Here is a 20749-nt window from a genome sequence, read left to right as displayed (position 1 = left end):
GTCCGCACATGGCAACTATCCGATTCTCCGGTGTCAATAAGTCTTACGGGTCGAGTTCTGTGGTCAGCGATCTGAACCTGGAGTTGCCCGACGGCTCGTTCACCGTTCTTGTCGGCCCGTCCGGTTGCGGCAAGTCGACATCGTTGCGGATGCTGGCCGGACTGGAATCGGTCACCTCCGGCACCATCATGATCGGTGACCGTGACGTCACCAATCTGCAGCCGCGCGATCGCGACGTCGCGATGGTGTTCCAGAACTATGCGCTCTACCCGCATCTCAGCGTCAGAGAGAACATCGCGTTCCCGCTGCGTGCCACCAAGACGCCGCGCTCGGAGGCCCTGGAACGCGCCGACAAGGTGGCCGAGTCCCTCGGGCTGAGCGCCATGGTGGGCCGTAAACCGAAGGATCTCAGCGGGGGCCAGCAGCAGCGAGTCGCCATCGGCAGAGCGATCATCCGGGAACCGTCGGTGTTCCTGTTCGACGAACCACTGAGCAATCTCGACGCCAAACTACGCGTCGAGACGCGCACCGAGTTGCTGCAGATCCAGCGCCGACTAGGGATCACCAGCCTCTACGTCACCCACGATCAGGAAGAGGCGATGACGCTGTCGGATCGGATGGTGGTGATGCGTGACGGGCGAACAGCGCAGGTCGGCACGCCGCTCGACGTGTACAACAGTCCGGTCGACACATTCGTCGCAGCGTTCGTCGGCAGCCCCAAGATGAACCTCATCGACGGCGACTTCCGCGGTGAAACCTTCACTCTCACCAATGGTTTCACCCTTACCGTCGCGGGGGGCGGCGCGAGCGGGCGTCTGACACTGGGTATCCGTCCCGACGACCTTGTACTGACGGCGGATGACACCGCCGAAGCCCGGGTTCGGTTCATCGAACTCCTGGGACCGCGAGCGATCGTCACTGTGGATGCACGTGGTACCGAACTCACCAGCGTCGTCGATGTGTCGCGATTGACGGGCATCGCCGAAGGCGCGCATGTCGCGCTGTCCGCTCGACCGGGCGGGGTGCATGCGTTTGACGCACAAAGCGGCCAACGCGTCGTTGGCTTCGACTCACAACAAGGGCAGATGGGAACGAACATCTCATGACCAAGACAGTCGTGGTCACCGGGGCCGGCTCCGGCATCGGCGCAGCCATAGCGATGACGCTGGCGCAACGGGACTGGCAGGTGATCGTCACCGACATCGACGGCGGCGCAGCGCAACAAGTCGCCTCATCACTGCCACCCATTGACGGCGTTGAGCACGAAGCCGCAGTGCTGGACGTCAGTTCACCGACGGGCGCGGCCGCCGTCGCCGATGACGTCGCCGGTCGCCTTGGGTTGAACGCGTGGGTCAGCAACGCGGGCATCTCCTTCATGCATTCCTTTCTGGACGCACCGGTCGAGCGCTACGACAAGACTATGGAGGTCAATCTCAAAGGTGTGTTCGTGTGCGGCCAGGCCGCCGCCCGAGCCATGGTGCGTAACGGAACAACCGGTGCCATCGTCAACACCGCGTCGATGGCCGGCAAGCAGGGCCGAGTGCCCTTCCTGTCCGACTATGTGGCGTCTAAGTTCGGCGTGGTCGGGTTGACCCAGGCAATGGCCTATGAACTCGGGCAATACGGCATCACCGTCAACTGCGTCTGTCCCGGCTATGTCGAGACGCCGATGCAATCACGAGAACTCCTGTGGGAGGCGGATTTACGCGGCGCCACACCCGACGAGGTACGCGACATGATGATCAACGACACCCCGCTGCGACGCCTCGAGCAACCCGAGGACGTCGCCCGCTCGGTTGCCTTCCTGCTCTCCCCCGACGCTCAGTTCATCACCGGCGAAGCCCTGGCCGTTAATGGCGGCGCATACATGGACTAGGCCACCCCGTCAACTTGCGATACACCACAATTGAGAGAGGTATAACGTGACCACCACCTGGCTGGACGAGGTCTTCAAGGTCAGAAAGCCCGTCATCGGCATGCTCCACCTAGCCGCACTTCCCGGCGATCCCAGCTTCGACGCCGCGGGCGGCGTAGCGGCCGTCGTCGCGCGAGCCCGCACCGAACTGGACGCCCTGCAGGCCGGCGGCGTGGACGGCGTGATGTTCTCCAACGAGTTCAGCCTGCCGTATCTGACCAAGACCGAACCGATCACAGCCATCACCATGGCCAGGGTCATCGGCGAGCTGCTGCCGCAGATTGTCATCCCCTACGGCGTCAACGTTCTGTGGGACGGCCAAGCGTCGATCGATCTGGCGGTCGCCACCGGCGCTCAGTTCGTCCGCGAGATCTTCACCGGGGTGTACGCCAGTGACTTCGGGTTGTGGGACACCAACGTGGGTGCGGTCGCTCGCCATCGCTCTCGGGTCGGAGGCGCCAACGTCAAGTTGTTCTTCAACATCGTGCCGGAGTCGGCTACCTACCTCGCCAGCCGCGACCTCGAATCAATCACTCGCACAACGGTGTTCGCGACCGCACCAGACGCAATTTGCGTGTCCGGAGCAACCGCTGGTTCACCAACCGACGCGGATGCGCTGCGGCTGGTGAAGTCGGCTGCAGGTGCTACGCCAGTATTCGTCAACACTGGGGTGCGCGCAGAGAACGTCGCCGATCAGCTCGAGGTCGCAGACGGAGCGATTGTCGGAACTTATTTCAAGCACGACGGTGTCTTCGAGAATCGTGCGGACCGCGCGCGCGTCGACGAGTTGATGGCCGCGGCACGAAAGTTCCGCGAGCAACTGGCCTAACCAGCCCCCGCTGGCGCCGGATCGCCGTACGCATGCACCGCGGTTGTCTTCGATACGAACCCGGCGTTCTCCGTCGACACGGCATGCGTAACGGCGAATTCAACGATCCGTACCGGCGTTGAGGCCGGCGCCGTCGTCTGCCTGGGGCTGGCTTGTCCGGTGAGCTGGAGCAGCACGCCTGACTCGAAACCCAAGACGGTCAGGCCCGCCCGGCCATCGGAATGCAGGTTTCCCAGCGTGTTGAAGACGCCGTTGCCGGGATAATCGGGGAACCGCAGCGTGGTCCCGTCAGCGGACGACTCGACGAACCCGGGCGGCCCGCCCCGGTGTGAGACGTCAGCGCTGCCGTCTGGTCCGATGCTCGCGATGAACATGGTGTCGGTATTTCGCACGAGCGCACGGCCCTCAGCGGAGAGTCGGTCAGATTGTGTGACGATCACGCGCGATGAAGCGTTGTCGACGGTGAAATCCCGGCTGTGAATGAATTTCGGGCAGTTGGCATAGCACTCCTCGACTGCGAGTGTCATTCCATCCTCATCGGCGCGTAGCGCCCCGTTGATCCGCGCGCGCATCCGTCCCTGTAGATCGATCGCGAGCATGCCTGCACCCCAGTCGCTTCCTCGCCCTGCCACCTGGAGTGGGTCCCCTTGTGGCAAGTGCGCGGCGATCCGGACGTTTGTGTCGGTAGGGGTGCGGATGATTCAACTTCGCCGAAAATTGGTGACGCCCAGACTCTTCCAACCTCGTCGGCGCTGCCGATGAGCGCCCACGGTAGCGTGGTCAAGAATCTCGACAGGGCGTTGGGTACACTCCTCCGGACCGTGCGCGCCATCTTCGCGGCCTGATCGACGGTATCCGCCTGGGTCTGTACTGCCAGCTCGCCAGCGTGATAGCTGCGCGACATCAGAAGAATCCGCAAGTGGGCGCGCCGTCGTCGCGTGCCGGGTGAGTCCCCAGGCCCTCGCGGGTGCAGATTTCGATACGGATTCCGTCGGGATCAGTGAAGAAAATGCCGCCTGATGCCGAACCTGGCTGATGGGCCACGATGTCGTCATAGGTCAGGGGAACATCGAGTTGCCGCAGTCGAGCCAACGCATCCCGCAGGTCCTGAACGGAGGGCACCGCGAACGCCAGATGATGCAGTTATGGCTGAGAAGTCTGAAAAACGCCGTCGCTCTGCTCCCATAGCGTCAAAGCGATCGTGTCGTCGTGGCCTAGAAAGGCGTACCGGCGGCCGCTGTCAGTGCCTTCCGCGAGCAGATCGAAGCCGAACACCGCCCGATAGAAGGCAAGCGACCTGGCGAGGCCCGTGACATTGAGACCGACATGCCCAATGACGGATGTCGCCGGCTTCGAATCCACATGCGCATCCATTGCATCCTCCTGGATTGTTCTAACTATATAAATCAGTGTATGCGGTTAGAACGACCGTTAGCAAGCGTCATGGCGCACAGGGCCGAGTTCATCGCCGCTGCTTCGTAGCTTCACTGACGTACCCAGCAGGGCTTGTTACGAGAACCGAATCGCTTCTTTCATTGCCTGCCACGCAGTTTCGCGGAGGCACGTCCAAAGGCGTCTATCTCCAGCGCAGCGATTCCATCCCCTATGAGGGTTCGCTCGACGTGTTGTTGTCCGCTCTGGTGGGCGGTGCCCGTCAGAGCGACGGCCTCGGTGGCGACGCAACGGCAACATCCTTGCCGGTGTGGGGTCGTCCGTGATCGAGCGGGGTCTGGACGGTGTGTTAACTCGCCAACGAGGTCCATTCCGGACCGATCGTGGTGACGCTGCAGGTGCTCAGGGTGATCACGATGGTGTTGGCCACCGTGCTCATCCCGAAGGTGATCGGATGGCTCGACCGCCGGTCACCGTCTCAGCGGCCGCCGTCGCCGCACAGCTCTCAGATATCGGAGCTTTCGCGCCACAGGTCGATACCGGATTCCCTCGCATGCTCGTCGATTTCGCTCAGCTCGTCGGGGCTGAAGTCGAGATTGTCGAGTGCTCCGAGGTTTTCCTCCAGCTGTTCGACGCTGGATGCGCCGACCAGTGTCGAGGCCACGGAGGGGTCGCGCAACACCCAAGCAAGGGCCATCTGGGCCAGGCTCTGACCACGTCGCTGGGCGATCGCGGCCAGGCCCCGCAGACGTTCGCGGACGTTGTCGGTGACCAGCTCATCGTCGAAAGTCGGACGCTCCGTCGCCCTGGAAATCTCGGTGGGCGACTGCTTCAGGTAGCGGTCGGTCAACAGCCCTTGCGCCAACGCGGTGAACGCGATGGCGCCCATCCCCGCACCGGCGAGTGTGGAAAGCAGATCCGTTTCGACCCAACGATTCAGCAGCGAGTACGACGGCTGGTGAATGACCAGTGGTGTACCCAGTCGCTGCGCGATGGCCGCCGCTTCGGACGTCTTGGCGGCCGAATACGACGAGATGCCGACGTACCGGGCCTTGCCTGCACGCACCGCGGTGTCCAGCGCGCCGATCGTCTCCTCGAGCGGGGTGACCGGATCGATGCGGTGTGAGTAGAAGATGTCGACGTAGTCGAGTCCGAGGCGGTCGAGCGACGAGTCGAGACTGGCGAGCAGATAGGCCCGGCTACCAAGCTGGCCGTACGGACCCGGCCACATATCCCAGCCGGCTTTGGTAGAGACGATCAGTTCGTTGCGGTAGGGCTTGAAGTCGCGACGCAACATGCGACCGAAGTTCTCTTCGGCCGATCCGTAGGGCGGACCATAGTTGTTGGCGAGATCGAAATGCGTGATGCCGCGATCGAACGCGTACCGCAGAACTCGACGCTGATCGTCGAACGCCCGGTTGTCGCCGAAGTTGTACCAGAGGCCCAGCGAGATCGCAGGCAGCAGCAGCCCCGAGGTACCCACTCGCCGGTAGGGCATCGTGTCATAGCGCTGCTGCGAAGCCACCCACGGATCGTTCGTGAATGGGACGTCGGAGATCGGGAGGTCACTGGTCATGAGATGATCCTACGGGGTGAAATAGCACAGTTGACAACGGCTTTCACGGGCTTTCGCTGGCTTTCAGGATGCGTCTGCCGCCTTGGCGGCATCTCGCCACGCTTCGAGGAAGCGAAGGAAGGCAGTCGCACCTGGGTCTTGCAGCCCGATGCTGCGCTCCTGCAACCAGGATGCGCGCCCGCGGCGGGACTGCAGCGCGGTGGTATCGACGACGGCGCGTTCGGCGCCGGCGATGGCGTGCTCCAAGCCCGAGGCGGCGTCGGTTGCGTTATCCAGGGCGTCCGCGGCGGGCATGATCGCGTCGAGGATGGTTTTGTCCCCGAGTTGGGTCTTGCCGCGCAGCGCGATATTGTCTCCGGCGGCGCGGATGAAGCTCGCCGCGTCGCTGACCGAGATTTCGGTGACATCGGTCCAGATCTTCGAGCCGGCGAGCAACCCGCCTGCGACCAGCGCGGCCATCGTCGACGGATTGGCGTTCGCGAACGCCTTGGCGCATTCGCGGGCAATCTGAGCAGGCGCGGCGGAGTCGGGCAGCGTCGTCACCGCCTCGATCACCGCCTCCGCTCCGAGTGTCACCGTGATGCCCAGATCGCCGTCGCCAAGGGCCTGATCGAGATCCCGCAATTCGTCTGCGCTCTTGACCAGTTCGGTCAGACTGCTGCGGATGTGCGTTTTCAATTCGTCGGCGTTCACGGCTCAGGCCTGCTCGAAGAACGGGGACGACGCCGGTGCATTCAAAAGGGCCAGCCTCTCGTCGTTGAGCGCCAGCAGCGAGATCGAGGCTCCGGCCATCTCCAGGCTGGTGGCGAACTCACCGACGAAATTCTTGGTGATCTCGATTCCCAGCCCACTGAGCACCTGGTGTGTGCGGCGGTACAGGATGTAGAGCTCCTCCAGGGGTGTCGCCCCGAGACCGTTGACGAGCACGGCCACCGGGTCGCCGGACGTCAATCCCAAATCCTCGACCAGAGCAGTGACGATGCGATCTGCGATCGCGTCGGCGCTGTCGAGCTTGCCGCGGTGAATCCCCGGCTCCCCGTGGATGCCGATCCCGATCTCCATTTCCCCATCCGGCAACTCGAAGCTCGGGGAACCGGTGGTCGGCAGGATCGTCGGAGAAAGGCCGATGCCCATCGTGGCCGTGTGCTCCACCACGTCCTCGGCGATGGCGGCGACACGCTCCAGATCGTCGCCTCGCTCGGCCGCGGCTCCGGCGGCCTTGTATGCGAAGAAGATCCCGGCTACGCCGCGGCGGTCGGCCTTGCGCTCCTTGGGTTGGCTGGCGACATCATCGCGACCCAGCACGGTGCGCGTCGGGATGTCCTCGAGCTCGGCAAGGTCGGCGGCCAGGTCGAAGTTGAAGACGTCACCGCCGTAGTTGCCGTACAGATACAGCACGCCGGCGCCGCCGTTCACCGCGGCGGTCGCCTCGAAGCACTGCTGCGAGCTCGGCGAGCTGAACACGTTGCCGATTGCGACACCGTCGCACAAGCCTTTGCCCACATAGCCTTTGAAGAGCGGCAGATGTCCGGAACCGCCACCGGTGATGATTCCGACCTTGCCGGCGACAGGAGCGTCGGCGCGTACCATGATGCGCCGGTCGTCGCCGGGCGTCTTGACCTTGTCGGGGTGTGCGAGCAGGATGCCTTCGACCATCTCGTCGACGAAATGCTCGGGCTGGTTCAGGATCTTCTTCATCTGTTCCTCTGTCCGATTAGTGGTGCGTTCAGCGGTCGGCGCCGATCGCGGATGGCTGCGCCGGTTTTCGCCGGCGGCGGCGCACGGTGACTTGATCGGCGATCATCACCAGGATCAGGATCACTCCCTGGGCGATCGCGTACTGGTATGCCGACAGCCGCAGTGCGGTGAAACCACTGGCGACGATTTGCAATGTGAGGGTGGCCAATACGACACCCAATACGGTGGCGAATCCTCCAGTCGGGTTGGTGCCGCCGAGCACCGCGATGACGATGACGAGCAGGACGTAGGACGCCCCGTAGTCGGCCGACGCCGAAGGATTGCGGGCGATGAACAGCACGCCCGCCAGCCCGCCCAGCAGTCCGGTGACGAGGTAGGTGCTGGTCAGCACTGAGCGGCTGCGGATGCCCGAGTAACCCGCCGCCATCGGATTGGAGCCCTCGAGCTGGATCTTCAGGCCCATCGGTGTGCGGTTGATCAGCAGTGCAACGAGCACCGCCGCTAATACGAAAATCAGGAACAGGATGGGTATACCGGCAATCGTCGCCTGGCCGAGGTTGGTCAGCCCGGCAGGAGAACCGTAGAGGGTGCGGCCTCCGGTCCACACCACCGCGATCCCGTTGTAGACCTGCATGGTGCCCAGCGTCGCCAGAATCGGCGTGATGCCGACGTAGGCGACCAGCACAGCGTTGATCGCGCCGCCGACCAAACCCATTGCCAGCCCGGCCAATACGAGAACCGGCACCAGTTGCTCGGCCAGCGCCGGGTTGCCGGCGTGGATGGTTGTGTAAAGCGTCGACATGGTGATGGCCGAGAGGTTGGCGATGTTCACCAGCGACAGGTCGATACCGCCCGTCAGCATCGCCAGCATCATGGCGATCGCGAGCACACCGACCTCCGGCGCTGCCAACGCCAGGTTCTGCAGGTTCAGTGTGCTGAGGAAGACGTTGGGGCGAAGCGCGGCGAAGAATGCGAACGCCACCACCAGCAGCAGCAGCATTCGCCCGGTCCCCCGACTGACGTGCAGCCGGTCGATGAGTTCTGTTGTGCGCGTGCCCAGATCGTCGTTGAGTTGGCGCAGGCCGGTCATACGGTCATCGCCTCCTGCGTCAGGTCGGGCCCCTCCGCGCTCGGCTGGCGTTTACGACGGCGCTTGGCCGAAACCGCCTGCACTCCGACGCCGATGATGAGCAGCGTGCCGACGGCGGCCCGCTGCCATGCGCTCGGAACTCCGGCCAAGATCAAACTGTTGCCGATCACCTGCACGAGCAGCACACCCAGGATGGTGCCGACAACCGATCCGCGGCCGCCGAAGATCGATGCGCCGCCCAGCACGACGGCGGCGATGATGTCCAGTTCGGTGCCGACCAGATCCTGTGGACTGGCGCTGCGGCCCATGATGATGTAGATCAGCCCGCCGAGCGCCGCCGTCATCCCGACCAGCACGTAGAGCATGATCTGCGTCCTGACCACCCGGAAGCCGGCGCGCCGCGCCGCCTCGACGTCGCCGCCGATCGCGTAGATCGAGCGCCCGAACATCGTGCGGCGCAACATGAGCGCGACCACACAGCACAGCAATACCGCCGGGACCACCATCACATGCAGGTATGCGCGCCCGCTTTCCGTCGCAATCGACAGCAGGTTGGTGGTCGACAGGCTGGCGATGGCGGGCGGGAGGTCGGCGATGTAGCGCGACCCGACGAAGGTCAGCAACGCGCCCTTGAAGATGCCCTGCGTCCCCAGCGTGACAATCAGCGTCGGCAATCGGAAGCGGGCTATCACCACGCCGTTGATCAGGCCGAGCGCAGCGCCGATCGCGAGGGCGAGCAGCACGGCTCCGACCAGTCCGGTGCCGAAGGCGCCGGACCCGAACGCTGTCACGGTCGTGTAGGCGGCGAATATCGCTATCGCGGCGAACGAGACGTCGATTCCGCCGGAGACGATGACGAGCAGCACCCCGAGCGCGAAGATCAGCGGCACGATCGAGCTACGCACGATCGCGAACAACGTCGACACCGAGAAGAACACCGGGTTGAGCATCGACATCACGATGATCAGTCCCAGCAGGATCAACGCAAGGATGCCTTCGTTGTTGCGTCCGCGCAGGTTCGGCATCGAGAAGCGTTGCGGCCGTGTCTCGGTCACGCCGCAATCCTCTCCAGGATGATGTCGGAGTTGACGTCGTCGTCTTGCAGGGTGTGGGTGATGCGACCCTGCCGGACCACGAGAACTCGATGGCACGCGGCGACGAGTTCGGGGACGTCGTCGGAGATGACGATGATGGCACGGCCCTCGGCCGCCTCGGTGCGCAGGATGTCGAGGATGTCCGCCTTGGAGCCGACGTCGACTCCGACGGTGGGTCCGTTGAGGATGAGTACACGCGGTTTGATGGCCAGCCATTTGGCCAACACCACCCGTTGGGCGTTCCCGCCGGACAGCGAACGAACCGGGGCCGCGATCCGCGGGGCCTTGATGCGCAGACGATCGAACAGTTCGCGGATGGTCGTGCGTGTTTTCGCGTTGTCCAGTGTGCGCCAGCGTGTTCGGTACCGGTCGAGCGATCCGGCGATGATGTTGTCGCCGATGGCGCGGTCCATGAACAGGCCCTGAGTCAGGCGGTCCTCCGGGACGTAGCCGATGCCCGCAGCAATGGCGTCCTGGATGGACCGCAGGGTGACCGGCTTTCCGTCGAGTTTGACGGTGCCGCTCGCCGCGGGACGCACACCGAACAGTGCCTCGGCGATCTCGGTGCGACCCGAACCGAGAAGCCCTGTCACACCGAGAATTTCGCCTGCGCGGACGGTGAAGTTGACGTCTGTGAAGGCGCCGGGGCGGGTCAGCCTCTCGACGTCGAGCACCACCGGGGCGGTAGCGGGAAGCGGACTGATGATGCGTTCTTCGATGATTTCGCGTCCGGTCATCAACTCGCCGATCGACTGCCGGGTGAACTCACTGGTCGGCCCGGTGACCACCTGCTTGCCGGACCGCAGGATCGTGACGCGCTGTGCAATACGCAGAACTTCATCGAGCTTGTGGGATACGAAGACCAGGCCCACCCCGCGCGAGCGCAAGGTGTCGACGAGGACGAAAAGACGGTCGACTTCGCTGTGCGTGAGTGCGGTGGTGGGCTCGTCCATGATGATGACGCGGGCCTCGTGGACGACGGCGCGACAGATCGCGGTCAGTTGGCGATCCGCGACCGTCAACGCCGACACGTCGGCATCGAGATCGAGGTTCAACCGCAGTTCGTCGACGATGCGCCGTGCCGTCTTCTTCGCGTCGGACGGCGAGTAGAGCCGACGGCGCTCGGCCACTGCGCTGGTGAGTGCGATGTTCTCGGCGACAGTGAGATTGCCGAACAGGGAGAAATCCTGGTAGATCACCTGGATACCGCTGGTGATCGCCGCGGTCGCGTTCATGAAGCGGTGTGCGACGTCGTCGATGATGATCTGGCCGGCGTCCGGCCGTTCGGCGCCGGAGATGACTTTGATCAGAGTGGACTTACCGCACCCGTTTTCGCCTGCCAGGCAGTGCACTTCGCCGGCGTAGAGGTCGAAGGAGACACCGTCAAGGGCGGTGACGCCGCCGTACGTCTTGACGATGTCACGTACCTGGAGCACCGCCTTGGCCGTGTCGGTGGCGCTTGGTGCTGTCATTGGTGAAACTTTCCGGCACGGCCGCGCGGAATCGGCGCGGCCGCACCTTCGGCTACGGTGCTGATCGTCAGAAGTTGTACTGGGACATGGTCTTCGCGTCGGCCTCCAATGCGGCGTTGCCGACGTAGACGTTGTCGTAGCCGTCGAGTTTGGTCAGCGACTCGTACCCGGGAATGTTGAGGTTGGTGCCGGCCTCGATCTTCTTGCCCTGGGCGAGCATCATGGCGATCTGAAGCTGTGCCTCACCGGCCTGTGCGGGGTCCCAGAAGAAGATCTTGTCGATCGATCCGTCGGCCAGGTATTTCGATGCCGCAGACGGGATCGAGGTGCCCATCACGCAGATCTTGTTCTGCAGGCCTGCTTCCTGAACCGCACGCGCGATTCCGGGCACATCGTTGCCCGCCGACCCCTGGAAGCCCTTGATGTCGGGGTATTTCGCCAAAACTTCCTTGGCCTTCTCATAGGCGGCCTGCTCGTTGTCGGTGCTCTCGATCGGGTCTTCGACGCGCGTCATGTTGGGGTATTGACTGGTCTGCAGATCATGGGCAGCGCCGACCCACTGCATGTGCGTCTTCGCGGTCAGACCACCGACGAACTGGACGTACTTGCCCTGCTGGCCCATGCATTGCGCGAGATTCTGCATGATCTGCTTGCCGTAGGCGGCGTTGTCGAAAGCTTCGATGTCGATGTCGGCGTTCTGGATTCCGGTGGCCTCGTGCGTGACGACCTTGATGCCCTGCGCCCGGGCCTGGCCGAGGACATTCTGCAACGCCTCCGGCGAATTGGGGACCACGGTGATGGCGGTGGGGTGCTGCGGGATCAGATCCTGGATGATTTGGATCTGCTTCTCCGGACTGGTGTCGTCCGCGCCTTCCTGTCGGGTGTCGACGCCGGTGCGTTTGGCGAAGTTTTGATCGCCGACGGCCATCCGGTCGAACCAGGCGATGCCCTTGACCTTGACGACGTTGACCATGGTCATGTTCTTGGGGTCCTGCGTGGCGCCGCCCGCTGGGGCGCTGCTGTTGCCTGCGGCTCCCCCGCCGACTGAGCCGCAGCCGGCGATCAGCGTCATGGTCAAGCCCACGGCGCCCAGAAGGGCTGCCCGCCTCTGCTGCATTCGTCACTCCCTTGTGAACTCGCGGAATTTCTGGCCGACGACGGCCGACCTGCGTGACAGTAGACGTGACCTTGCGCACAGTCAAGCATCTGCTGGCACGAAAACACGCATTTTGGTACGGCAAATGCACGAAATCGTGCATCATGTCGCGTACACGCGTTTCGGCTCTTGCCGCGTTCGCTCATTCGAAGAGAAGGCTGTCCCTCATGTCACGTCGCGCGGATATCGTCAACCGCCTGCGGGAGCACGGGTTCCAGAGCGTCAACGCACTGGCTCAGGCCTTCGACGTCGACGCCTCGACGATCCGACGCGACCTCGACAAGCTCGCCGCGGATGGCGTCGTCGAGCGCACGCATGGCGGTGCGGTGCCCGTTGACCGCGCACTCGCGCCGCCGCGCAGGGATGATCAGCACCATGCGGAGAAGGCAGCCATCGGTGCGGCGATGGCCGAACGGGTACACGAAGGCCAGACGATCCTCCTCGACACCGGCGAAACGACGCTCGAGGTCGCTCGTCATCTGCGGCATTCGCGGCTGACAGTCGTCACCCACGATCTTCGGGTCGGCCTCGAGATCGCGTCCAAGCCGTCGATCAACCTGGTGTTCGTCGGCGGGGAGCTACTGCCCTCGGGATTCGGCATGTGGGGTCCCACGTCCGTGCAGCAGGTCGAGAACTTGCGTGTCAACGTGGCCATCTTCGGTGCAGGCACCATCATGGACGACGGCATCTACTCCGCGTCCAGCTATGAGATCGAACTGAAGCGCAAGATGCGTTCCATCGCCAGCGAAGCGTTCTTTGTGGCCGACAGCTCCAAATTCGGCCGCGAGGCCCTATTCAAGGTTTTCGGATTCGAGGAATTCACCGCTGGCATAACAGATTCCATGCTCGACCCCATCAGGGCCGCTGCGCTCCCCCTGCCGGTCATCAGAGTAGCGGTCGACCGGTGACTCAGGGACGACCTCCCTGGCCTGACACGTCGCCGAAACATGCGGCCGCTACGTTGGTTCGGACCGGATAGACCGTATCGAGAGGAGTCGGCGATGAGCACCCGAACACGTGCGACCTACCGCACCATGGTCGAGGGCACCGCGGAAGACTACGCGCTCATCGCCCGCGCGGAAGCAACGAACAACGCCGGACTCGTCCCCCGCGTCCTCACCCTCCTCGAGGCCCTCGCCGACGGCGAGCAGGCGTATCCGGTCAGCAGGCTGGACCACTCACTGCAGTCGGCAACCAGGGCTTTCGACGACGGCCGTTCCGTCGAGTACGTCGTCGCTGCGCTCCTGCATGACATCGGGGACACCTACGCGCCGCATGCGCACGGTGCCTTTGCGTCGGCGGTCATCGCGCCATACGTGTCCGCCCGTATGGCCTGGATTGTCAAGGTGCACACCGAATTTCAGCAGTACTACTACGCTCCGCACATGGGCGGGGTCCGCGACGCCCGGGACAGGTATCGCGGCCATCCATGGTTCGACGACTGCGTCGAGTTCTGTGAGAACTACGACCAGAACTGCTTCGACGCGGAGTTCGAGCACCGTCCACTCGAGTTCTTCCGCCCGATGGTCGAGGAGATCTTCGCCCGCGAACCATGGGCCACCTTCGGGCACTCGGCCGAATCAGTTGTCAGGCAATCCCCTTAGCCCGCTGCCTTCCAGGCCGCGGCCTAGACCTGGCCCAGCGGCCGGCAGGCGTTGGAAACCGGATTCCAGTACTGACCGTCTCCGCAGTTGGGCGGCATCGGCACCAACGGCGGCCTGCAGACATTGCCGACCGGATCCCACCAGTCGCCGTTCTGGCATCCAAGGGGTGCCGGTGCCGGCGGTTGGCAGACGTTGGCGACCGGATCCCACCACTCTCCGTTCCGGCAATCCAGCGGTTGCGCCGAACCAGTCGCCGGGGCGATCAACGACAGGGCGGCGATCGGCGCGAGAGCGGCTGTCAGGATTGGCGCACGACAAACGAACTTTCGCATGGCATCAGCCTGCCCCGTCCAGGGCAGGCTCAAACCGCTGAAGGAGGCTTCGTTCCGAGACCCACGTCGTCAGCCTGAGGCCGCGTTGCCGGACCGGCCGAGGTGACGAGTGAAGAACCGGGCCGTGCAGTCGCGTTCGTGTTCGGGCACCGTGCGGTAGCTACCCGAGTGAGCGTGCAGCGTCTTCTCGTTCGAGGCGAACGCGTCGAACAACGCGAACGCAGCTGTCCGATCGAATTCATCGTCGTCCCAGGGAATTCGGTATTCGACGGGCACGGTGATTTGCCTCGCCGCCTCGATCAGGGTGCTGGACACGAAGACCGCACCGAAGCTCACTGCTGCCACCCGCGGCTCGGCCGCCGCCAATATCAGGCCCGTCACCACGCCCAGCGTTACGCCGCCGTAGCCGATCGGCGCTTCCATGTCGATCTCGGGCAATGCCTGCAGGGCGTTCATCGTCTCCTGCCATTCCGGCACCGCGCGCTGTGCCAGCGACGCGCTGAAGTCGATGACGATCGGAGCGACCGATTCGCCAGCCACCCTGGCCCGATGGATGGCCTCGGCCCATTGGTGGTCGCGGGTGTTGCGAGGGCGCTCACCGTGGCCAGGCGCGTCGATGGCGGCGACAGTGAAGCCATCGGTCGTCACGCTGTGGTGGGCGTGGGCGACCAGCCCCGGCGCCTTCTTGTGCATGCCGCCGGAATGTCCCAACAGCAGCAGTGGTGAGTCGACGGTCGCTGCTACTGGTGACCAGAGCACGCCGGTGATGTCCCCCAGGATGAAGCTTCGTTCGACGACGCCGTTCGACGATGTCTGTGAGGTGAATTGCATGATGTTGCCTTTCGGGTTTGCCTTGTTCAGGCGCTCCCGGCGACACCTACGGTTATCGCGGCTCGACCGTGAATGCGAGTGGGAGCACCCACATGGTCACTTGGTTCACGGGTCTCACCTCCTCGCGTGATGTCACGGTGTTGCGCACGTTATCAACCTGAAGAACAGCGCGTCCAACGCTTTTCGCGGTGCCGCCGGCGTCGGCGAATCCGGGTGATTCTGGTAGCGGCCACGGCGATTCAACCGCTGTCGGAATCCTCGAACCGATATCGTCTGTGAGGGTGCGGCTCACTTCAGTGAAGGCGATTTACTCACACCTCGCGAAAACCTACGACCGCGAACTGCGCGACGACATGAAGTACACGGCGTACGTGGAGGTGCCGCGGTTGATCGTCGGCGCGCTGGGAGCAACGCGGGCCAATGTCCTCGACCTCGGCTGCGGCACGGGGCTCTCGTCGCTGGTGTTCTTCGAACACGGTTATGACGTGACAGGCATCGAGGGCACCAGCGCCATGGTGCGTCGGGCGCGAAAGCTGCCATACAAGAAGGTGATTGAGCAAGACCTGGAATCACCATGGCGGGTCAAAGACCGCTCGTTCCATGCGGCGGTGATGCTCGGGGTGATGGAGTACATCATCTATCCTGCTCGGCTCCTGCGACAGGCGCACCGAAAGCTACTCCCGGGTGGGGTCTTCGGACTGACCGTGCCAGACAAGAGCGAGCTCTATGCGCAGTCCGGCTTGAAATCTTATTCCGCGGACGAAATCCTGCCGATGATCACCGAGTCCGGCTTCGAGGTCGTGACCTCGCAGAGGACGTTGGGCTACGAAGATGCGGGACGAGACGTCCTCTACTGGAACTACCTATTGCGCAAGGGCGCGATGGACGCGATGGAATAGTCAATCTGCGCCGGACCGCGTACGGGTGGGCGCGTCTCGCATCTGTAGCGTGTCGACCGTGAACTTCTCTCGTTGGCCTTCTTCTGTCGCACTCGTGACCGGTGCCGCCGCGTTCGCCCTCACCATCGCCGCGTGTGGCTCGGACTCCCAACCGTCGGCGTCGACCTCATCGTCATCTTCCGTCGCGGACGTGATCACGCCACCTTCGATCATGGAAACGGCCACCGACGCCAGCGCATGCCCGACCGCGGCTCCGCCGGGCGATGCTGCACCGGAGTGGACGCAGGCAGGCGCGACCGGAAGCGTCGCCGTCACCGGATCCACGGACACGGCTGCGCCGCTGGTCAAGGTGAACGGCCCGTTCAGCGTGCCGGAAACCGTGGTTCACACGTTGAAGCCCGGGGACGGGCCGGTCGTCCCGGACACGGCGACCGTGTCGGTGTGCTACATGGGTGTCAACGGACGCGACGGGTCTGTGTTCGACAGCAGCTATGAACGGGGCCAAGCCGCCGAGTTCCCGCTCAACGGCGTCGTGCCGGGTTTCCAGAAGGCCATCGCAGGGCAGAAGGTCGGATCAACAGTCGCGGTCGCGATGACCTCTGCCGACGGCTACCCGGAGGGCCAGCCGAGCGCGGGTATCCAGAAGGGTGACACGCTGATCTTCGCGATCAAGGTGCTCGGCGTCTCGGGCTGAGCGGATGTCGGCACAGCACGACGCGGCGGCCAATCCCGCTTGGGTGATCTCAATCCAGCAGATCAGGGTGTTCGGCGAGGATGTCGGCCAGCAACGGTCGGAAGCTGAACCAACCGGCGTAATGTGAGCCGACCTCCTCACGGGTGACTTCCGCTGTCGCATCGTCGATTTGGATCGGTTGACCGGCAGCCATCGCGATGAGCTGAGCCTGGCAAGAGCGCTCCAGGGTGATGAACCACCAGGCAGCCTCCCCCACGCTGTGCCCGCACGTGATCAGGCCATGGTTGCGCAGGACGGCGGCCTTGTTGCGGCCTACGGCTTCAGCGATGCGCTCAGCTTCCTCCGCATAGCTGGCGGGGCCTCCGTAACCGTCGTACAGGCCGATGTCCTGATAGAACGCCGCGGCATCCTGCGTGATCGGCGCCAATAGCACCCCGAGCGACGAGAACGCCTTTCCGTACAGCGAGTGCGCGTGGGCGGCGGCCACGACGTCCGGGCGAGCCCGGTGCACGGCCGAATGGATGCAGAAGCCAGCCCTGTTCACCGGCCCGTGACCTTCCATCACCTCGCCATGCTCGTCAACCAGGAGCAAGTCCGAGACGTGAATCTGCTTGAAGCTCATACCGAATGGATTGATCCAGAACCTGTCCTGGTATTCAGGATCGCGCGCGGTGACGTGTCCTGCGACCCCTTCTGAGAATCCGAATTGTCCGAAGATTCGGAAGGTCGCCGCGAGTTCGCGTTTGCGCAAGCTGCGTTCCTCGTCGACGGAGAGTTCCTCCGGCGGAACCGGCAGGCCGCTGTCTTCCGGCTGGAAAACGTTCGCATGGCCGCGGCTGTCGGCGTCGCCGGGTTTCGTGTGATGGGTGTGTGTTGATGTGGTCATGCCCTCAACGTAAAAGCGTGAGCAACGGGACAGCTATGGTCAGTTCATCCTGGTATCCAGGATTCGGGTGTATGGTCCGCCTATATGCCGGATAGTTGGCTGAGTTTGCTGCTGGCGGGCGCGTCGGTGGCCGCGATCGATCGACACCGCGACGACTTGATCCGAGGCGGGGCGGACCCCAACGACGCACACCGGCAAGCCGGCGAGGCGATTCAGCTGTTGACCCTGCTCGACGAGCGTCGCCGACGAGCTGCCGAATTGACCGCCGTGAACGACATCGCGGTGCATTTGACCAGCACCCACGCGGTCGATGACGTCCTTCGGCAGATCACCATGCAGGCACGTCGATTGCTCGGTGTGGATCTTGCCTATGTCGGGGTGGTGCGTGGGGAAGACTTCGTGTTCGAGGTGGCCAGCGGAGCACTGACGGCGAAGCTGGAGGGCTTACGCGTGCCACGTAGGACAGGAATGGTCAGTCTGGTGCTGGCCAGTGGCGAGCCGATCTGGACCAGTGATTACTTCAATGAGACTTCGTTCGTCCACGACCAGTTCGACGCTCTCGCGCGCGCCGAACAGTTTCGGGCATTGCTTGGTGTCCCGCTCACCATGTCCGGCCGCGTTATCGGCGTACTGTTCGTCTGTAAACGCGCCGAGCGTCATTTCCGCGACGACGAAATCGCCCTGTTGGCCGCGTTGGCCTCTCACGCCGCGGTGGCGATCGACAACGCGGCCACCATTGAGCAGCAACGTCGAACCGCGGACGAACTCCGTACGGCCAATCGGCAGCTGCAACGCTCGTTGGCGTGGGACCACCGGCTTTCCGACATTGTCCTGCGCGGGGGTGGGGTCGAGGACTTGGTGGCTGAGATCGCGGCGGCGGCTTCTGGCCGGGTACTCCTGCTGGACGCATACGCGAACCTGCCCGAGGACTTATCCCCCCGGTCTCCCGGATTAGCGCGGGCGCTGGCGACGGCGCAAGCCAATCCGGAAGCGGCCGAGTCGGTTTCGTCATTCGACAGCGGATCGACGAAATTCGCCTGGATAGTCGCGAACCGCGAACCGCTCGGTGCGTTGATTCTCGTCGACGGGGATGACGACGCCGGCGATCACCTCTTGCTGGAGAGGGCCGCACCCGCCCTGGCGTTGGCGATGCTCGAGGAGCGTGCGGTGGCGGATGCGACGCGGTTGACTCGAGAAGCCATGCTCGTCGATCTGATGACCCGGCCCGCCGAGGAGTCAGCGGCACTTCGCCAACGGATGCGCGCTGCGGGGCTCGACACGGCAGAGCGGTACTGCGTCGTCGCGGCACAACCGCGCACCCTATTCAGTCGGACGTGGCGAGCCCAAGCTGCGGCACTCATGCCCGTGGGCACGATCGCCGCCGCCGACGGCACACGACTGCTCGCGGTCGTACCGACCGACCGCCCGGACATCCTGGCGCGAGAGCTGACCGCGGCGGCTTCGCACCTCATGACCGCGGGCATCGCGGGGCCCGCCGACGGCGCCGCTGACTTGCACGAGTGCTATCGGCGAGCCGTTGACACGATGAACGCACTGTTGCGTCTCGAGAGGGCCGGCGCAATCAGCACAGCCGATGAACTCGGTATCTACCGAATCCTGTTGCAGCACACCGGCCGTCAAGAGCTGCAGGCGCAGTTCAACCGAGAACTCGGCGCGGTGGTCACGGAACAAGGACGGCGTGACATGCCGATGTTAGCGACGCTTCGGGGCTATCTCGACCACGGATGCCGGGCGGCGCCTGCCGCCAGGGCGCTCGGAATCCATGTCAATACGCTTTATCAGCGAATCGCGGCGTTGGACCGCCTACTTGGAGAGGATTGGCGAAAGCCCCCACGATCGCTCGACTTACACATCCTCGTGCGAATCGTTCCAGATCAGGGGTGATGCCGTTAACCGCCGCCGGTGACGGGGTTCGACGACAGCGGGATGAAGCCGCCGTTGATCCACACGCCCCACCGTCCGCCCCAGCCCGAATACCACACGACGGGCTGTCCGTTCCACACCTCCGCGGGCTTCCGCGGCGCCCAATCCGGCGGCACCTCACCCTGAACGGGCGCGGGTGGCGGCGGAACCGGGTCGGCGCTTGCGACGGCACCGCCCATACCGGTGAGTCCCCCCGCTAATGCGATCGCAGCAAGGGTGGTCCTGATCGAGATCATGAGATGACTCCAGTGGCTCGCTACCGATCCTTAGCTGACATAAGCATGCTAGCTCACGTCCGGCTGCGGTGGCTGCTCGCCCTGCGGCGTCGGTCAGGTCAGCGACGGATTCCGGCGCACAACTTCTCCCAGTTGCCTGCGGCGATGTTGTCCCGGTCCGATCCGCTGAGGTCGGCTTGTTCGAGGAAGCGGCGGCTGCCGCCATCCGGCGCCAGCACGTACGGATAGTCGGAGGCGAACAAGATGCGCTCAGCGCCGATCACATCGAGCGACCATTGCAGGTAACGCTGACTGAACACGCCGCCCGGCGTGACGAATACGTTGCTGCGCACGTAATCCGACACCGGCCGATCGAGATCGGCGATGCCAGTCATCCGGTCGATGCGGTCGAGGTAGAACAGCATCACCTCGCCCCAGTGCCCGAGGATCAGTTGCAGACCGGGGAATCGGTCGAACACCCCCGCGAGGATGAGCCGCAGCAGTTGTAGGCCCGCGTCGTAATGCCAACCGATTCCATGCGTGGCCAGCGCGCCGTCGACCGCATCCCCCAGTCCGCTGAAGTAGGCCGTCCGCACGCTCGGTGGCGGCGGCTGCGGGTGCAGGTACAGCGGCGCGTTGAGCGCCTCCGCTGCCTCGAAGATCGGCCAGAAATCACGATGATCGAGATTGCGGTCGCGGGTGCGCCCATAGAGCATGGCGCCGTTGAAGCCGAGTTTTATTACCGCCCTGTCGAGTTCAGCCGCAGCGGCCTCCGGTGCGGGCGTCGCTACGGCCGCGAAGCCCTGTAGCCGGTCGGGATGGCGACGCACCGCGTCTGCCAGGGTGTCGTTGCACACCCCCTGCAACGCCACGGCATCCTGCGGACTGAGGTTCTGCAGCCCCGGCGTCGTCATCGACACCACCGAAACGTCGAGGCCGGTCGCGTCCATGGCGGCGATCCGCTCGACGTCGAGGTCGATCAGCCGTCGGCCGAGTTCGTCGTCAGCCGACCCGGCGATCCCGACGTCTCGCCATTGCGGCTCCAGCGCCTGCCATGCCTTGATCACCTCGGGTGTCGCGAAGTGTTCCTCGAGACCAACCAGCTTCATTTCCGCGATGGTA

At 64.1% G+C, this 20749-nt stretch carries 21 protein-coding genes and 1 pseudogene; 8 read left to right on the top strand and 14 right to left on the bottom strand.

The features are described from left to right. Nucleotides 1–8 precede the first annotated feature (8 nt). From ACGFK1_RS19875 to ACGFK1_RS19865, 3 genes are read left to right on the top strand one after another with little or no spacing between them, the layout of a single operon-like run. Nucleotides 9–1106, top strand: a complete 1098-nt coding sequence (locus ACGFK1_RS19875; protein ID WP_393432873.1) for an ABC transporter ATP-binding protein — start codon at nucleotides 9–11, stop codon at nucleotides 1104–1106. Then, complete coding sequence (locus ACGFK1_RS19870) at nucleotides 1103–1876, top strand: SDR family NAD(P)-dependent oxidoreductase (RefSeq protein ID WP_393432864.1); 774 nt, start codon at nucleotides 1103–1105, stop codon at nucleotides 1874–1876. The genes ACGFK1_RS19875 and ACGFK1_RS19870 overlap by 4 nt, the downstream gene beginning before the upstream one ends. A 46-nt stretch (nucleotides 1877–1922) precedes the next feature. Further along, nucleotides 1923–2744, top strand: a complete 822-nt coding sequence (locus ACGFK1_RS19865) for a BtpA/SgcQ family protein (protein ID WP_393432861.1) — start codon at nucleotides 1923–1925, stop codon at nucleotides 2742–2744. Here ACGFK1_RS19865 and ACGFK1_RS19860 read toward each other — a convergent pair. The 9 genes and pseudogenes from ACGFK1_RS19860 to ACGFK1_RS19820 form a co-directional block, all read right to left on the bottom strand. Beyond that, complete coding sequence (locus ACGFK1_RS19860) at nucleotides 2741–3376, bottom strand: pyridoxamine 5'-phosphate oxidase family protein (protein ID WP_393432858.1); 636 nt, start codon at nucleotides 3374–3376, stop codon at nucleotides 2741–2743. The two genes, ACGFK1_RS19865 and ACGFK1_RS19860, sit on opposite strands and share 4 nt — an antisense overlap. 271 nt (nucleotides 3377–3647) lie before the next feature. Beyond that, a pseudogene (locus tag ACGFK1_RS19855) lies at nucleotides 3648–4118 on the bottom strand (VOC family protein). Nucleotides 4119–4641: 523 nt separating this feature from the next. Then, nucleotides 4642–5712 (bottom strand): L-glyceraldehyde 3-phosphate reductase, encoded by a 1071-nt coding sequence (mgrA, locus tag ACGFK1_RS19850; protein WP_393432855.1) that lies wholly within the window; start codon nucleotides 5710–5712, stop codon nucleotides 4642–4644. Nucleotides 5713–5775: 63 nt separating this feature from the next. Continuing rightward, nucleotides 5776–6405 (bottom strand): DAK2 domain-containing protein, encoded by a 630-nt coding sequence (locus ACGFK1_RS19845; RefSeq protein WP_393432852.1) that lies wholly within the window; start codon nucleotides 6403–6405, stop codon nucleotides 5776–5778. Between the two features lie 3 nt (nucleotides 6406–6408). Further along, nucleotides 6409–7410 carry a dihydroxyacetone kinase subunit DhaK gene (locus ACGFK1_RS19840; RefSeq protein ID WP_393432850.1) on the bottom strand — a complete coding sequence of 334 codons (1002 nt, stop codon included), beginning with the start codon at nucleotides 7408–7410 and terminating at the stop codon, nucleotides 6409–6411. Nucleotides 7411–7438: 28 nt separating this feature from the next. Beyond that, entirely contained in the window at nucleotides 7439–8500 is a 1062-nt protein-coding gene (locus ACGFK1_RS19835; protein WP_393432847.1) for an ABC transporter permease, read from the bottom strand. Further along, nucleotides 8497–9555: an ABC transporter permease gene (locus tag ACGFK1_RS19830; protein ID WP_393432844.1), complete on the bottom strand. Its 1059-nt coding sequence runs from the start codon at nucleotides 9553–9555 to the stop codon at nucleotides 8497–8499. The genes ACGFK1_RS19835 and ACGFK1_RS19830 overlap by 4 nt, the downstream gene beginning before the upstream one ends. Then, nucleotides 9552–11066, bottom strand: a complete 1515-nt coding sequence (locus ACGFK1_RS19825; protein ID WP_393432841.1) for a sugar ABC transporter ATP-binding protein — start codon at nucleotides 11064–11066, stop codon at nucleotides 9552–9554. Before ACGFK1_RS19825 ends, ACGFK1_RS19830 begins: the two co-directional genes overlap by 4 nt. A gap of 67 nt (nucleotides 11067–11133) precedes the next feature. Then, complete coding sequence (locus tag ACGFK1_RS19820; protein ID WP_393432838.1) at nucleotides 11134–12183, bottom strand: autoinducer 2 ABC transporter substrate-binding protein; 1050 nt, start codon at nucleotides 12181–12183, stop codon at nucleotides 11134–11136. A 206-nt stretch (nucleotides 12184–12389) separates the two neighbouring features. On the opposite strand from ACGFK1_RS19820, the gene ACGFK1_RS19815 reads away from it, so the two are divergent. Beyond that, entirely contained in the window at nucleotides 12390–13130 is a 741-nt protein-coding gene (locus tag ACGFK1_RS19815; RefSeq protein WP_393432835.1) for a DeoR/GlpR family DNA-binding transcription regulator, read from the top strand. 93 nt (nucleotides 13131–13223) lie between these two features. Next, a complete protein-coding gene (locus tag ACGFK1_RS19810; RefSeq protein WP_393432832.1) occupies nucleotides 13224–13826 on the top strand; it encodes an HD domain-containing protein in 603 nt (200 codons plus the stop codon). 23 nt (nucleotides 13827–13849) lie between these two features. Here the strand turns inward: ACGFK1_RS19810 and ACGFK1_RS19805 are convergent, their stop codons facing one another. Both ACGFK1_RS19805 and ACGFK1_RS19800 read right to left on the bottom strand, forming a co-directional pair. Then, on the bottom strand, nucleotides 13850–14158 hold the full coding sequence (locus ACGFK1_RS19805; RefSeq protein ID WP_393432829.1) for a hypothetical protein: 309 nt from the start codon (nucleotides 14156–14158) through the stop codon (nucleotides 13850–13852). Between the two features lie 69 nt (nucleotides 14159–14227). Continuing rightward, nucleotides 14228–14989 carry an alpha/beta hydrolase gene (locus tag ACGFK1_RS19800; protein WP_393432826.1) on the bottom strand — a complete coding sequence of 254 codons (762 nt, stop codon included), beginning with the start codon at nucleotides 14987–14989 and terminating at the stop codon, nucleotides 14228–14230. A gap of 281 nt (nucleotides 14990–15270) precedes the next feature. Between ACGFK1_RS19800 and ACGFK1_RS19795 the strand changes: the two genes are divergently transcribed. Both ACGFK1_RS19795 and ACGFK1_RS19790 read left to right on the top strand, forming a co-directional pair. Then, nucleotides 15271–15888, top strand: coding sequence for a class I SAM-dependent DNA methyltransferase (locus ACGFK1_RS19795; protein WP_393432823.1), 618 nt, complete (start codon nucleotides 15271–15273; stop codon nucleotides 15886–15888). A gap of 58 nt (nucleotides 15889–15946) precedes the next feature. Beyond that, nucleotides 15947–16582, top strand: coding sequence for an FKBP-type peptidyl-prolyl cis-trans isomerase (locus ACGFK1_RS19790; RefSeq protein ID WP_393432819.1), 636 nt, complete (start codon nucleotides 15947–15949; stop codon nucleotides 16580–16582). 49 nt (nucleotides 16583–16631) lie between these two features. On the opposite strand, the gene ACGFK1_RS19785 is transcribed toward ACGFK1_RS19790, so the two are convergent. Beyond that, nucleotides 16632–17468 carry a class II aldolase/adducin family protein gene (locus ACGFK1_RS19785; protein ID WP_393432816.1) on the bottom strand — a complete coding sequence of 279 codons (837 nt, stop codon included), beginning with the start codon at nucleotides 17466–17468 and terminating at the stop codon, nucleotides 16632–16634. Between the two features lie 84 nt (nucleotides 17469–17552). Here ACGFK1_RS19785 and ACGFK1_RS19780 point away from each other — a divergent pair, with 84 nt between their 5' ends. Beyond that, nucleotides 17553–19373: a helix-turn-helix domain-containing protein gene (locus ACGFK1_RS19780; protein ID WP_393432813.1), complete on the top strand. Its 1821-nt coding sequence runs from the start codon at nucleotides 17553–17555 to the stop codon at nucleotides 19371–19373. A 5-nt stretch (nucleotides 19374–19378) separates the two neighbouring features. Here the strand turns inward: ACGFK1_RS19780 and ACGFK1_RS19775 are convergent, their stop codons facing one another. Next, nucleotides 19379–19648: a hypothetical protein gene (locus ACGFK1_RS19775; protein ID WP_393432810.1), complete on the bottom strand. Its 270-nt coding sequence runs from the start codon at nucleotides 19646–19648 to the stop codon at nucleotides 19379–19381. A gap of 98 nt (nucleotides 19649–19746) precedes the next feature. After that, nucleotides 19747–20736, bottom strand: a complete 990-nt coding sequence (locus ACGFK1_RS19770) for an amidohydrolase family protein (protein ID WP_393432807.1) — start codon at nucleotides 20734–20736, stop codon at nucleotides 19747–19749. Nucleotides 20737–20749: the final 13 nt, after the last annotated feature.

The sequence above is a fragment of the Mycobacterium sp. NPDC048908 genome (genome assembly GCF_043197955.1).
Lineage (GTDB): Bacteria > Actinomycetota > Actinomycetes > Mycobacteriales > Mycobacteriaceae > Mycobacterium.
This window is presented reverse-complemented; position numbering and strand designations above follow the sequence as displayed.

Coding starts and splice junctions, on each gene's coding strand:
- ACGFK1_RS19770 (WP_393432807.1), bottom strand. CDS start 20,736: ATGAAGCTGGTTGGTCTCGAGGAACACTTCGCGACACCCGAGGTGATC.
- ACGFK1_RS19775 (WP_393432810.1), bottom strand. CDS start 19,648: ATGATCTCGATCAGGACCACCCTTGCTGCGATCGCATTAGCGGGGGGA.
- ACGFK1_RS19820 (WP_393432838.1), bottom strand. CDS start 12,183: ATGCAGCAGAGGCGGGCAGCCCTTCTGGGCGCCGTGGGCTTGACCATG.
- ACGFK1_RS19825 (WP_393432841.1), bottom strand. CDS start 11,066: ATGACAGCACCAAGCGCCACCGACACGGCCAAGGCGGTGCTCCAGGTA.
- ACGFK1_RS19875 (WP_393432873.1), top strand. CDS start 9: ATGGCAACTATCCGATTCTCCGGTGTCAATAAGTCTTACGGGTCGAGT.
- ACGFK1_RS19800 (WP_393432826.1), bottom strand. CDS start 14,989: ATGCAATTCACCTCACAGACATCGTCGAACGGCGTCGTCGAACGAAGC.
- ACGFK1_RS19835 (WP_393432847.1), bottom strand. CDS start 8,500: ATGACCGGCCTGCGCCAACTCAACGACGATCTGGGCACGCGCACAACA.
- ACGFK1_RS19785 (WP_393432816.1), bottom strand. CDS start 17,468: ATGACCACATCAACACACACCCATCACACGAAACCCGGCGACGCCGAC.
- ACGFK1_RS19810 (WP_393432832.1), top strand. CDS start 13,224: ATGAGCACCCGAACACGTGCGACCTACCGCACCATGGTCGAGGGCACC.
- ACGFK1_RS19815 (WP_393432835.1), top strand. CDS start 12,390: ATGTCACGTCGCGCGGATATCGTCAACCGCCTGCGGGAGCACGGGTTC.
- ACGFK1_RS19805 (WP_393432829.1), bottom strand. CDS start 14,158: ATGCGAAAGTTCGTTTGTCGTGCGCCAATCCTGACAGCCGCTCTCGCG.
- mgrA (WP_393432855.1), bottom strand. CDS start 5,712: ATGACCAGTGACCTCCCGATCTCCGACGTCCCATTCACGAACGATCCG.
- ACGFK1_RS19840 (WP_393432850.1), bottom strand. CDS start 7,410: ATGAAGAAGATCCTGAACCAGCCCGAGCATTTCGTCGACGAGATGGTC.
- ACGFK1_RS19780 (WP_393432813.1), top strand. CDS start 17,553: ATGCCGGATAGTTGGCTGAGTTTGCTGCTGGCGGGCGCGTCGGTGGCC.
- ACGFK1_RS19870 (WP_393432864.1), top strand. CDS start 1,103: ATGACCAAGACAGTCGTGGTCACCGGGGCCGGCTCCGGCATCGGCGCA.